This window comes from Stenotrophomonas sp. JAG2 (genome assembly GCF_041080745.1).
Taxonomy (GTDB): Bacteria; Pseudomonadota; Gammaproteobacteria; order Xanthomonadales; family Xanthomonadaceae; genus Stenotrophomonas; species Stenotrophomonas maltophilia_AA.
This window is the reverse complement of sequence record NZ_JBEUMH010000007.1, coordinates 203,843-216,615: the sequence shown is the minus strand read 5'-3', so window position 1 is coordinate 216,615 and position 12,773 is coordinate 203,843. Positions and strand designations below refer to the sequence as shown.

At 65.2% G+C, this 12,773-nt stretch carries 11 protein-coding genes; 3 read left to right on the top strand and 8 right to left on the bottom strand.

What is annotated here, in order from left to right:
- The first annotated feature begins 484 nt into the window (after positions 1-484).
- On the top strand, positions 485-724 hold the full coding sequence (locus AB9O74_RS11360; protein ID WP_369349364.1) for a DNA adenine methylase: 240 nt from the start codon (positions 485-487) through the stop codon (positions 722-724).
- Positions 725-1,277: 553 nt separating this feature from the next.
- Positions 1,278-2,471, top strand: a complete 1,194-nt coding sequence (locus AB9O74_RS11355; RefSeq protein WP_369349363.1) for a serine hydrolase domain-containing protein — start codon at positions 1,278-1,280, stop codon at positions 2,469-2,471.
- Between the two features lie 39 nt (positions 2,472-2,510).
- Here the strand turns inward: AB9O74_RS11355 and AB9O74_RS11350 are convergent, their stop codons facing one another.
- The 7 genes from AB9O74_RS11350 to AB9O74_RS11320 form a co-directional block, all read right to left on the bottom strand.
- Entirely contained in the window at positions 2,511-3,758 is a 1,248-nt protein-coding gene (locus AB9O74_RS11350; protein ID WP_369349362.1) for an arsenic transporter, read from the bottom strand.
- 18 nt (positions 3,759-3,776) lie between these two features.
- Positions 3,777-4,991, bottom strand: a complete 1,215-nt coding sequence (locus AB9O74_RS11345) for an MFS transporter (RefSeq protein ID WP_369349361.1) — start codon at positions 4,989-4,991, stop codon at positions 3,777-3,779.
- 199 nt (positions 4,992-5,190) lie between these two features.
- On the bottom strand, positions 5,191-6,840 hold the full coding sequence (locus tag AB9O74_RS11340; protein WP_369349360.1) for a phosphoethanolamine transferase: 1,650 nt from the start codon (positions 6,838-6,840) through the stop codon (positions 5,191-5,193).
- Between the two features lie 86 nt (positions 6,841-6,926).
- Entirely contained in the window at positions 6,927-7,319 is a 393-nt protein-coding gene (locus AB9O74_RS11335) for a diacylglycerol kinase (RefSeq protein WP_369349359.1), read from the bottom strand.
- 106 nt (positions 7,320-7,425) lie between these two features.
- Positions 7,426-8,670 carry a sensor histidine kinase gene (locus AB9O74_RS11330; RefSeq protein ID WP_369349358.1) on the bottom strand — a complete coding sequence of 415 codons (1,245 nt, stop codon included), beginning with the start codon at positions 8,668-8,670 and terminating at the stop codon, positions 7,426-7,428.
- 25 nt (positions 8,671-8,695) lie between these two features.
- Positions 8,696-9,391, bottom strand: a complete 696-nt coding sequence (locus AB9O74_RS11325) for a response regulator transcription factor (protein ID WP_369349357.1) — start codon at positions 9,389-9,391, stop codon at positions 8,696-8,698.
- Between the two features lie 104 nt (positions 9,392-9,495).
- Positions 9,496-10,059 (bottom strand): hypothetical protein, encoded by a 564-nt coding sequence (locus tag AB9O74_RS11320; protein WP_369349356.1) that lies wholly within the window; start codon positions 10,057-10,059, stop codon positions 9,496-9,498.
- 173 nt (positions 10,060-10,232) lie between these two features.
- On the opposite strand from AB9O74_RS11320, the gene AB9O74_RS11315 reads away from it, so the two are divergent.
- The gene (locus tag AB9O74_RS11315; protein ID WP_369349355.1) at positions 10,233-11,327 is read left to right on the top strand and encodes a DUF5694 domain-containing protein; all 1,095 of its coding nucleotides are present in this window, start codon (positions 10,233-10,235) and stop codon (positions 11,325-11,327) included.
- Here AB9O74_RS11315 and AB9O74_RS11310 read toward each other — a convergent pair.
- Positions 11,324-12,724 carry a PLP-dependent aminotransferase family protein gene (locus AB9O74_RS11310; protein ID WP_369349354.1) on the bottom strand — a complete coding sequence of 467 codons (1,401 nt, stop codon included), beginning with the start codon at positions 12,722-12,724 and terminating at the stop codon, positions 11,324-11,326. The two genes, AB9O74_RS11315 and AB9O74_RS11310, sit on opposite strands and share 4 nt — an antisense overlap.
- Positions 12,725-12,773: the final 49 nt, after the last annotated feature.

Here is a 12,773-nt window from a genome sequence, read left to right as displayed (position 1 = left end):
CGCTAGTGGGCCATTAAGCAAAATACCGCACTCTTCACGAACCTTACCGCATTTGACCGACTGCGGTAAGGAGCGTTACCGCAGTTGCATCGGGAACCAGACTTGGGCCACAGTAGCTAGCTTGGACGAGCTTCCGAAGAACGCGCACTTAACGGCCGCAGGCTTGGACTCGGGAGGTCCAGTGGCCTGCGGTTCGTCGTTTCTGGGGGTCATCGATGGGCGCTGGGCCGGACTGAAAATTCGGCGTCTGTGACTCGCATGGTTCGACTCCACGTCGCCCCACCATCAAACAGAGCGACGCCCCGATGCCTGCCAGCACCGAAGCGCCGCCGCAGTACACGCGTTTCAGCCCCGTGCCATTGGCCTAAGCTCCGCCGCTCTCGGGAGAGTGCGTGCAGTTTGCTTATCGAATGTCGCAATAGCTGAGACATGAACACAAAGAGTCTTTCCCTTGGCCGGGCGGTAAACGCGCCTGGTGAAACACTTGCTGCCGTTGATCAACGATCGGGCACACGCCTGCTACGTTGAAGCCTTCGCCGGCAGCGCTGCGATACTGTTCGAACGCACCCCCGCGAAGATTTACGTGCTCATCGACACCTATGGCGAACTGGTACGGCTGTACCGCGTTGTGGCCAATCACCTAGATGAGGTCGTTCGCCACTTCCACTGGTCCCAGGACCAGTCGCGAGATGTGCCGGTAGGCACAGCTGCAGAACGTCGATAGGCTGACCGACATCCAACGTGCGGTTCGGTTCTACTACCTCCAGAAGCTGAGCTTTGGCGGGAAGGTGGAGGGCCAGACGCTCGGTGTAGGTGCTACCGGCAGGAAACGAATCAACGTGCTTCGACTCGAACAGGATCTGAGCGACGCCCACATGCGTTTGCCTGGCGTAGTGATCGAGCAGTTGCCCTGACAGCACTGCATTGAAAAGTACGACCGGCCCGAGGCGCTGTTCTTCCTCGATCCTCCGTACTGGCAGACCACTGGCTACGGCCAAGACACCCCGCTGGAAGAGTACGAGCAGCTGGCTGTGGTGATGAGCAAGTTGAAGGGTAGCGCGATCCTCACCATCAACGATCGCCCGGCGATGCGCGCGTTGTTCGATCGCTTCCACCGCCTGAGCGGTCCAATCAGATGCACAGGCGGTGGCGGCGAAGATCGCCAAGGGAATAGATTGATAGCGTGAATGGCGTGGGTACCTCCCATCCCATGACTTCTGCCACTCCAGTCTGACTACAGCTGTAGTTACGCTATCTCCGTTTCCGGAGGAATGCGCATGCGCTTGAAATCGTGGTGGATGGCACTGGGCTGCTTGGTGTGCTGCAACGCGTTCGCTGCCAGCGGTGGGCTGGCGCACGCTCTGGCCAGTCTGAAAGCCAACGCGGAGACATCGCGATCCGACGCAATGCTGATACAGCGCGATGGAAACACGCTGCTGGAGACGCGCAGCACCGCTGCAGCGCAGCCCATCGAACTGATGTCGGCGACCAAGTCGGTGGTGGCACTGTCCATCGGGTTGTTGCTGCACAGCGGCGCACTGGAATCGCTGGATCAGCCGGTGAGCGCGATCTATCCAGAGTGGGCACAGGGGCGCAAGCGCGACATCACGGTGCGGATGCTGCTCAACCACACCTCCGGCCTGCAGAATGTTCCCAACGCAGGCATCGAACTGGAAGGTGCACCGGATCTGGTCAAGCTGGCATTGGCGGCTGAGCTCTCAACGGATCCCGGGTCGACGTTCTCCTACAACAACAAGGCGACCAACCTCCTCGCCGGCATCGTCGAGCGCATCTTGGGGAAGACGATGGATCGCGTCGTCGAGAGCGGCCTGTTCCAACCACTGGGCATCACGGACTACACATGGCGCAAGGATGACGCAGGCACCCCGATCGGCATGGCTGGGTTGGCACTCTCCGCCGCCGACCTCGCCAAACTGGGCAGGTTGATCCTGGACAAGGGTGTCGCGCCGGACGGGCGTCGGCTGCTGGGAGAAGCGTTCGTCGCTGAACTCGTCGCCGAAAGCGCCCGCTCGAAGGAGGTGGGGCTGCTGTGGTGGAGAATTCCTGCCTGGGAGCGGTTTACGCTGAAGCCGGACGCGGCATCGGTTCTGTCGCGCAACGGCGTCGATGCAGGCGTGGCAGCCGGGCTGTTGAAGGCGGGCAGTCGCGGGTTTGCCGGCAAGGGTGAGCTGTTCGTGTTTTTCGGGGAAAGCCTCGGGCCCAGGTGGGCTGACGCGTACGGCCGCGAGATCACCAGCCGGGGCATCAAGCTCACGGACCTGTTCGATCAGGTGCGCGGTCCGGTCGCCGCTTACGCTGCGATGGGTTACATGGGCCAGTACTTGGTCGTGGTGCCAGAGACCTCCCTGGTCGGCGTCCGCCAGATCGTGCGCAAGGAGGGCCACGATTTCGCCGTGGACGACTACGCAACGTTTGCCGCTGACCTGCTGGCCTTGTCCAAGGCACTGTAAAACGTTCGAGCGCTTCTCCCCTGCAGGCGCGGCGTGCGCTTACAGCAACAGCAGCGCAGCGATCAGGGCGGGTGGCATCACCAGGATGCCGAGGCGCAGGAAGCTCAGCGGACTGACGTGCTCGCCTTCGCGTCGAAGGGCGACCAGCCAGAGCATGGTCGCGAGCGACCCGGTCACCGACAGGTTCGGACCCAGGTCGACACCAATCAACAGCGCGGCTCTGACCCGCGCCGGCACGTCCGCCATCTGGCCCACCGAGCCGGCCACCAGGCCGATCGGCAGGTTGTTGGCCAGGTTGCTCAGCACCGCCGCCGCGACGCCCGCCGCCCAGCCTGCCTCGGTGGGCGATCTCCGCGTCAGATCCTCGAGTGCCTGGGCCGCCATCTGGATCACGCCCGTCTGTGCCACGGCTTCCACCAGGACGAACAGCCCGGCCACCAGCGGCAGCACGCCCCAGGACACGTGCCGCAGCATCGGCAGCGGACTGCGGCGCTGACGCAGGCAGATCAGGGCCAGCGTGGCCGCGCCCGCGCAGAACGTGGTGAGCCCAAGCGGTCCCTTCATGGCCGAGGTGACTAGCAGGACGCTGCCGGTAACGCCGACCCCGATCGCACACAGGCGTCCCCCCTCGGACAAGGCCGGCTGCTCGGCCAGTGCGGCCAGCGGTCGGGCGATCTGGCGCCGATGGGCCAGACGCAGTACCAGGTACGTCATGCCGATCGCGGCCAGCGAGGGCAGCGTGAACTGCCGCAGCCATTCCGGCAGGGAGGGCATGTGGCTGCCGAAGACGACCAGGTTGGCGGGATTGGAAATGGGCAGCACGAAGCTGGCGGCATTGGCGACGAACGCACAGACGAACAGGTATGGCAGCGGATCGGCCCGGGCGGCCTTGCAGGCGGCATACACCGCCGGCGTCAGCACGACCGCGGTGGCGTCATTGGAAAGGAAGATCGTCACCACCGTGCCGACCAGGAACACCAGATCGAACAAGCGGCGTCCCGAGCCCTTGGCGTGTCCTACCGCGTACGCGGCCAGCCAGTCGAACAGACCCTCCTGCCGTGCCAGTTCGGCCAGGACCATCATGCCGATCAGGAACAGGTAGACATCGGTTCCCTCCGCCACCGCGGCGATGGCGGCGCCGAACGGCAACAGGCCGGCGACCGTCAGCAGCACGGCCGTGCCCAGTGCCCACGCATACTCCGGCACCCGCCAGGGGCGAAACAGGATGCCGCAGGTGGCAACGGCGGTTGCCATCCAGATGATCATGGACGTGGTGGAAATCTGCATCGATTGCTCAGCGGGTGCTCAAGGGCCGGCGTCGGAGGGCATTGTCGTTGAACGAGTGGCCACGGCGCGAGGCGGATGGGGGTGGTGGGTCTCCGGCACGGCCATCACCACCAGGAAGGCGATGGCTGCTATGCCTGCCAAGGTCAGGAACGCCGCATCATAACCAGCGAACTGGACGATCACCCCGGCCAGTCCCGGGCTGAACGCAGCGCCCAGCCCGAACACCGCGGACACCGCACCCAGCGTCACATTGAAGCGGCCGGTTCCCTGGGTCAGGTCGCTGATGATGACGGGAAGCAGTGCACCGAAGATTCCCGCGCCGACGCCATCCAGCAGCTGCACGCCGAGCAGCCACGTGGGCGCATCGGACAGCGGGTAGAGCACGCCCCGGATCGGCAGGATGAGGAAGGCTGCCAGCAGCAGTGGCTTTCGCCCCCAGGCGTCGGCGCGGGCACCGACCAGCATGGCGGCCGGCACCATGACCAGCTGGGCCGCGACAATGCAGGCCGCAGTCAGGGTCGTCGCCAGTGCAGGACTGGTCTGGGAGAGCTTCTGCCCGACCAGCGGAAGCATCGCCGCATTGGCCAGATGGAAGAGCGCACAGCACGCCGCCAGCATCATCAGCGTCCGGTTGTGCAGCAGCAGGCGGGCCGAGGCCGGGGCGTGGGCCTCCTGGTCGGCGGAGCGCAATCCGCGCGCCTGCGCGTGGTCGATGGCACCGGAAGGAATCATCAGGACCGCCCCGATGCTGGCCAAGGTCATCGCCGCCATCAGGTAGAACACCACCACCGGCCCGCCCAGATAGGCCAACCCGCCCGCCAGCAATGCCGCCACGGCGTTGCCTGCGTGATTGAACGTTTCGTTGCGGCCCATGCGCCGTGCGAACGCACGTGGGCCAACGATCCCCAGCGATATCGCCGCGATGGCGGGCGCGAAAACGGTCCCTGCCACCGCGCCGATCGCCTGGGTCACCGCAACGACGGTGAGGCAGGTGATCCAGGGCAGCGCCAGGCAGCTGGCCGTGACCAGGACCGCGGCCGCGACGACCACTGCCCGCTTGGCCGTGATCCTGTCCATCAACGCCCCGGCCGGGGTCTGGGCGAGCAGGGCGGCGAGCCCTGCAACGGTCATGACCAGTCCGATGCTGGCCGGCTCCCAGTGATGCACGGCCAGCAGGTAGATCGCCAGGTAAGGCCCCAGTCCATCCCGGACATCGGCCAGGAAGAAGTTCACCCCATCCAGCGCACGGTCAGGCGACTGCGATGACGGCGGCAAAGGAGGCGAGGGAGTCACTGGCGCTGGCTCGAGGGGCGGGATAATCCGCCCCGGTGCGTGGCGTTGGCACGTTATGCGCGTACGCCCGTGACGGTCGTGTTGCGTCGCCGACCCAACTGCGGGCGCCAGCCGTCAGTGAGGGTGCGCGCTGGTGCACTCAAGCGCGGCACGCGGCAAACAGGTCCAGCTCACGCTGGTAGACCTGGCTGCGGATATCGAACAGCCCCAGCAGGGAGTGGTAAACGTTGTCGTGACTGTACGCCGTGCCCTCGGCACGGTTTCGCAGGCAGGCCAGGTTGAGGTTTGCATGGTGCGCGAACGCGGGCGAGAACCACATCACCATCGGGACGCGGGTCTGCTCCTGAGGCGCAATGAGGTACGGCGTGCCGTGCAGGTACATGCCGCGCTCGCCAAGCGACTCGCCATGATCGGAGACGTAGATCATGGCCACGTCCCGCTGCTCCGCATAGCCCTGCAGCAGGTCAATGGTCCTGCCCAGCATGCGGTCGGTGTAGACCAACGTGTTGTCGTACGTATTGGTCAGCGCCGCGTTGGTGCATTTCTGGATCTGGTTGCTGTCGCAGGTTGGCGTGAAGACGTTGCCGTCGGCTGGGTAACGCTCGAAGTAGGTTGGGCCGTGGCTGCCCAGCTGGTGGAGCACGATCAGGCCGTCCCCCTGCATGGCGTCGATGCGCGCATCCAGTTGATGCAGCAGCACTTCGTCGTAGCAGGTGCCGTCCTTGTTGACACACTGCCCGGCCACCTTGAAGGCCGGCATGTCATCGGTGGGCACGCGCGCGCACACGCCTTTGCAGCCACCGTTGTTGTTGTTGCGCCAGAGGATGTTCACACCGGTACGCTTCAGGATATCCAGGAGATTTTCTTCCGTCGCCGCGCGTACGTCATCGTACTGGGTGCGTGTCATTCTGGAGAACATGCACGGCAGGGAGATGGCCGTGGCCGTGCCGCACGACGAGACGTTCTTGAAGGCGATGATGTCGCTTCGCTTTGCCAGCACGGGATTGGTGGCGCGCGGGTAGCCGTTGAGCTGGAAGTTCTGCGCACGCGCGGTCTCGCCCACCACGGCAATCACCAGCCTGGGACGCCTGTCCGTGCTCGTCGGCGGACGGGTGGCATCCTCGGCGACGGGCTGCAGCGAACGTGACACCGCGATGTACTTCCGCTTGAGATAGCCGTTGGCATGGCGCACGAAGTTGACCGGCAGTACCTGGTCCCTGAGCTCGCGGTTGTTGCGCAGCAGGGAGGCATAGTCCTTGTAGAACACCATGGATATCACGGCCAGGATCGCCAGGGTCGCGAGCACGTTGACCAGCATCCAGGAAGTGGTCTGCAACACGCACCCGCTGCGGATGCGCAGCGACATCATCGCGGCGGCTGGGAGCACGCCCAGAAGTACGATGGTGAGCAGCAAGGGGACCGAGAAGTAAGACCCGAGCTCGGCCTGGTTAGTCTCGAACACGTTCTGCACCATGCTGCGGTCGATCAGGACGTTGTAGTGCAGCATGAAGTACGTGCTTGCGGCACTGATGATCACCAGCAGCGCCAGCAACGGCTTGCGCAGGTAGGGCAGCGCAAGCACCGGCATGAGCAGCAGGTTGAACAGGCAGAAGAAGAAGACCGGCAGGCTCAGGAAGAACAGCACGCCGCGCACGCTGTCGAACTCCGCGTGCCTCCATAGCGCCTGCCACAGGGCAACGTTGCCGAGGGTGGTGAAGAACAGTGCGACTATCCATGTCAGCTGCACCGGGTTGAGTCGCACGAACATAAGACGCTGAAACACGCGCATTCTTCCAATGAATGAAAAGTGCGCGCAGTATCAGAATGTGTTTATCAGGAAGTTGTCAGGTGCACTGCCTGGTGTTTTTCTGCGCTCTAGCCGAGCAGGATCACCGCCCATACGACGCCCACCATCAACAAGGCCATCGCCTGAGCGGTACTGCCCATGTCCTTGGCATTCTTCGACAGCGGGTGAAGGTCGAGCGAGATGCGATCAACAACGGCTTCGATGGCGGAGTTGAGCAGTTCCACGATCAGGCTGATGAAGCTGACGGCCAGCATCAACGCCCGTTCCACCGGGCTGACGTCGAGGACAAACGTGCCTCCCATCAGAACGCCATGCAGAACCAGCAGCTGTCGAAAGGCGGCTTCGCCCCGCACGGTCGCGAGGAACCCGTCCCGCGAGTGGATCACGGTATGGACAATCCGGTTGAATCCGGTTCTTCCGTGGCGATACTTGCCGGCTCCCTCCGGGTCTGACCAGTGCATCTGCATCTCCTGCATGGATTGATGGGTGCACAGGATGGGAGAGGCGGCGTCAGGAAGCTGTCAGGAGGGGGCGCGAAAGCGCTTGGTTGCCGCAATGCGGTCGAGCCTATTGTTGCTGACCCTGCGTGCCGGACATGTCCAGCGTAAAGCGGCAACCGTTCTCCGAACTCTCCACGGCCATGCGCCAGCCCAGGTGGTCCACGATCCGTTGCACGATCGACAGGCCAAGCCCTTCCCCGCTCTCGCGCAGGCTTGGTGCGAAGCGCTGGAACTGCTGGGGATCCATGCTGGGTGGCAGGCCTGGACCGGTGTCGATAATGGACAGCGTGGCGTCCCGCACGGCGATGCGGATTTCGCCCTTGTCGGTGTACTGGCAGGCATTGCGCAGCAGGTTCCAGACCACGCTGCGCGCCAGTTCGGCGTTGGTGTGGATGCAGGGGTCCTGCGGCGCATCCAGCAGCAGGACGACCGGCTTGCCCGCCAGCCAGGGCTGGCAGCGCGTCATGCATTCCTCGATCAACGGACGCAGCGGGACGTTCTCCTTGGCAAGACGCTGTGGGTCACGCGAGAGCAGCAACAGGCAGGACAGCTGGCGCTGCATTTCCTGCGTGGTCCGAACGATACGCTCGCCGCTCGCTCGCAGGTGGCTGTCCTCGGGCAGCTGGTGAACGATGGTCTCGGCCGCGCCGGAAATGATGGCCAGAGGCGTGCGCAGTTCATGACTGGCATCCCCCACGAAGCATCGTTCACGCTGCAGGTACTGCTCCGCCTCGTCGCTGTGCTGTGCGAAGGCGCGCGCCAACACCCCGATCTCGTCGCGTGCCTCCTGGAAGGGAAACGGTGTCTGCCCGCGCTGCACGGCATCGGCCAGCTGGGTGATGGGGGCGATGACGCGCGCTGCCGTCAGTCGCCCGATCCAGAATGCGCAGAGGATGCACAACAGCATGACCACGAGCGCATAGCCATCGATCACGTGCTCCAGATACTGGTAACGCTCGGCATCCTGGCGGAGGTAATAACGTTGGTCGCCGAGGTCGAACACCAGCAGATGCCAGACGTCGGGCGGGTCGGCGCTGTAATAGCCCGGTGTATACGGGCGCAGGGCATCGGGCACGTTTCGCGCATCAAAGAGCTCACTGCCCCCAGACAGCGCCGGCGGCGTGCCATCGGCAAGGTCGGCCTGCAGGCGATCCATCTCGTCGTGCAGGCTTCTCGAAATGACGTAGGCCCTGAGCTCGTCATAATCCAACTGCTCGGCGGCGACCACGAAGCCCATGACGGCCACCATCAGCAGGACGAACGACACGGTGATACGCGTTCTGAGCGTCATCTGGCGGTAGATCGCTTTCATGACGGCAACTGCCCTCCTCGGGTCGTCATTCCGGGACAGACGTCGTTGGCGCACTCAGGCGCCATCCGATGCCGTGCACCGTCTCGATGAGCGGATGCGTGAAGCTCTTGTCCGCATGCTGCCGAAGCTCGTGGATATGCGTCCGCAACGCACCGCTTTCCGGCGGATGGTCGCCCCACAGCAGGTATTCCATTTCCTGCTTCCTGACCACGCCGGGCGCGGCCCGCATCAGGCACAGCAACAGCTTATGGGTGCTGGGGGTCAGCGTAATGGTCTGGCCCTGCCGCCACGCCTGCGGTGAACGGGTGTCCACCCGCAGGTCCTGCCAGGTCAGCGTGCCTTGGACGCTGCGGCCCTGGGCACGGCGCACCAGCGCCTGGATGCGTGCATCGAGCTCTATCAACGAGAAAGGTTTGACCAGGTAATCGTCCGCGCCCAGTGCAAAGCCCTGCACGCGGTCATCCACCGGATCGCGCGCGGTCAGCATGATCACCGGTACGGGATTCTGGAATTCCTGACGAAGTTTGTGGCAGAGCGTCATGCCGTCCAGCCGCGGCAGCATCAGATCCAGCAGGATCGCGTCGTAGTCATTCCCGGTCGCCAGGCGCAGGCCCGCAGCGCCATCGCGTGCATCGTCGAGCACATAGCCCAGCGGCTCCAGGAATGCGTACAGGTTGGCCACCAACTCGGGGTTGTCCTCGATGATGAGCAGGCGTGTCATGGTGCAGTGGGATCCGGGAGCATGGGGGAACTGTGCGGGATCGCCGTAGTGTTGCCAAGCACCCCGCTCAGGCAGGGGCGCCCGGACCACAGCGGGCGCATGCCTTACCTCAGCAGTGACGGCGCCTGGTCGATCCGCCACGCGCCATTCAACGCCAGCACCACCGCGAACTGTCCGCAGAGCAATACGTCGGCTTCATTGATGTCGCGGATGTGGCGGTCAGCACCCGGCAGCATGACCACCTCCACCTCGCCGATGAAGTCATGCCGCTCGTGATGCCTCGCGCGCACCATCACGCGGTACGGTCCACGCACCGTGCGCACTACCGGGCGGGTGCCTGCGGCCTGTGCCGCCTTGACCAGATCGATCACGTTCCCGCGTGGCATGCGCCAGACGATCCGCTCGGGTTGGCCGAACCACACCAGCGCCTTCACCTCGCGGGTGTGCAGGGCGCGCGTGGGGGGCGTGCGAGCCAACGCCAGCGCTGCCCGGCGGCCGCGCAAGGCGATCCAGGCGATGCTGGCCACGATGAACAGCCCGGTGCCGATCAGGTACACGAATACCAACCCGAACCACGGTGAACTGTTGGGGATGCCGAACAGCATGGCGAAGAAGATGAGCAGCATCACCCACCTGATCCACTCGCCTTTGCTGCTTTCGTCCGACATGCCTGGGTTCCTCGAGGTGTGCCCGCAGCAGGTGCCGGGCGCGCAATTCTGCCACCGTGTGGACAGCAACGGGTATCGCGATCGCCCCGATCGGCCCCCATGCCATCCGGCACGTGGCCAGGCCCGCATCTGCCTGTTAGAAAGGTCGCCACGGACTTCTCTGGTGGTGATGCATGAAGCAACGCGTGTTCTCGGCCTGCCTGATGGCCCTGATGCCGGTCTGCGCCCAGGCGCAGATCGACCTGGCGAATCTGGACAAGGACATGGTCGGTCCACGCACCGAGGTCCTCGTGTTGGGCAGCGTCCACCTGAGCGAGCACGAACCCTTCGCTCCCAAGGCACTGGACCCCCTGCTGGACAGATTGGCGGCGTTCAAGCCCGGCTACATCACCATCGAAGCCATCAGTGGCGAGCAGTGCGACCTGGCCAAGCGCCATGCCGCGGTGTACGGCGATGACTACTGCGCGAGTACCGAGACCGCGAAGACGGCCACGGGATTGGACGTGCCCGCCGCGATCGTAAAGGTCAACGGGACACTCGCAACCTGGCCGGCGTCGCCCACGCCCGCGCAGCGTCGCCAACTGGCCGCACTGTTCCTTGCCGCTGGCGAGCGGGCATCCGCGTACGTGCAGTGGCTGCAGCTGCCCGTGCCGGAGCGACGGGCGGACGATGGGCTGGACGCTACCCTCGTCGAGCTGCTCAAGCAGATCGAAACACGCAAGAACGAGAGCTACCAGATCGCCGCGGTCCTGGCGGCGCGACTTGGCCTGCAGCGCGTGTACGCGGTCGACGACCATACCGGTGACAATCACCAGATCGCGGACCGCAAGGCCTTCGGGGCTGCGCTCCAGCAGGCATGGAGCGGGTATGGCCCTACGTTCGATGCCATGACGGAGCGCGAGGCGGGCTTCATCGCGTCCAACGACCTGCTCTCGCTGTATCGCAGCGTCAACGATCCCGCGGCGCTGCAGGTGCTCGCCGAGTCCAACGTGCGTCCGACGCTGGCCGCGGTGTCACCGCAGCACTACCCCCAGATCTGGGTGCAGGGCTGGGAAATCCGCAATCTGCGCATGGTCGCCAACATTCTCGAGGTTGTGCGTGACCACCCCGGTTCCCGCGTCCTTTCCATCGTCGGCGCGTCTCACAAGCCGTGGTTCGATGGCTGGCTGGGGCAGGTCTCGGGGGTGGATGTCGTGGATACGCAGGCGGTGCTCGGTGGGGAGAGGGCGCCGATGGCGGCACCCGACGCGCAGCGTCAGACCCGCTAGTCGGCGTCCGCGTGTGAGGCGGTCATGGCCTTCGCGAGCACCTCGAACACCCGCGCATCCTGCGCCTGCGCGGCGTTGAAGCGCAGGAAGCCGGCTGCGCGCAACGACGGGCTGAAGGCATTGCCGGGGGCCAGCATCACGCCGTCGGCAAGACAGCGGCGGGCGATGCGGGCGGCATCCATGCCGTCGGGCAGGTGGCACCACAGCAGCATGCCGGCCTGCGGTACCGTCCATGGCGTGATGCCCAGGGGCGCCAGCCGCGCCAGCGTGAGTTCACGTGCCGCGGTCAGTCGCACGCGCACGGTCTCCAGATGGCGCCGATAGCCGCTGTCGGTCAGTGCGGCGTGCAGGATGTCGGCGGCCAGGCGCCCGCCGCCGAAGCTGGTGGCGATCTTCAGGTCGGCCAGGCCTTCGATCCAGTCGCGGCGCGCGGCGATGTACCCGCAGCGCACCGACGCGGACAGCGTCTTGGAAAAGCTGCCCACCTGGATCACCCGCGACAGCCCATCGAACGCGGCCAGCCGCGGTGCGGGCGTGTGCTCGAAATCGGCGAACAGGTCGTCCTCGACGATGACCAGGTCGCTGCTGTCGGCCAGCGAGAGCAGCCGGTGTGCGGTGGCTGGCGAGAGCGTGGCGCCGGTCGGGTTGTGGATGCCGGAATTGGTGATGTACAGGCGGGGCGCATGCGCCTGCAGCGCCGCGGCAAAGGCGTCCACATCCGGGCCGTTCGGCGTGTACGGCACGCCGATCACCTGCACGCGGTGCGCCTTGAGCAGGGCCAGGAAATTGAAGTAGCACGGGTCGTCGATGAGCACGGTATCGCCGGGCTCGAGCAGGAAACGGCAGATCAGGTCAACCGCATGCGAGCCCGATTCGGTGAGCATGATCTGCTCGGGCGCCACCTCGACCGCGTGCCCGGCCAAGCGGCGGGACAGCAGTTGCCGCAGCGGCGGCAGGCCTAGTGGCGATGCGTAATCGGCCAGTGCGGTGCTGCTCGCGCGGGCGGCACTGCGCAGGCCACGGCGGATCCCCTCGACATACATCCAGTCGCTGGGCAGCCAGCCGCTGCCGGGCTTGAGCACGCCGGCCTCGTGATCCAGTGATTGCCGCGCCAGCCACAACGGGTCGACCTGGCGATCGCGTGGCGGTCCCATCTCGGCCAGTGCCAGTGGCGCGACCGGGCCGGCCGCATAGAAGCCGGAGCCGGGCCGCGCCTGGATCAGCCCTTCGGCCGCCAACCGCTCATAGGCTTCGACCACGGTGGACACCGACACCTGCAGTGTCTTGGCCTGTGCGCGCACCGAGGGCAGTCGCGCGCCGGGCAGCCAGCTGCGGTCGTTGAGGCGTGCACGCACGCTGGCCATGACCGCCTCGATACGGGTGGTGGGAAGCGTCATTGGGGCATCCGTACGGGTCGTTCGGCCATAACAGTTACGGCAAAGTGTA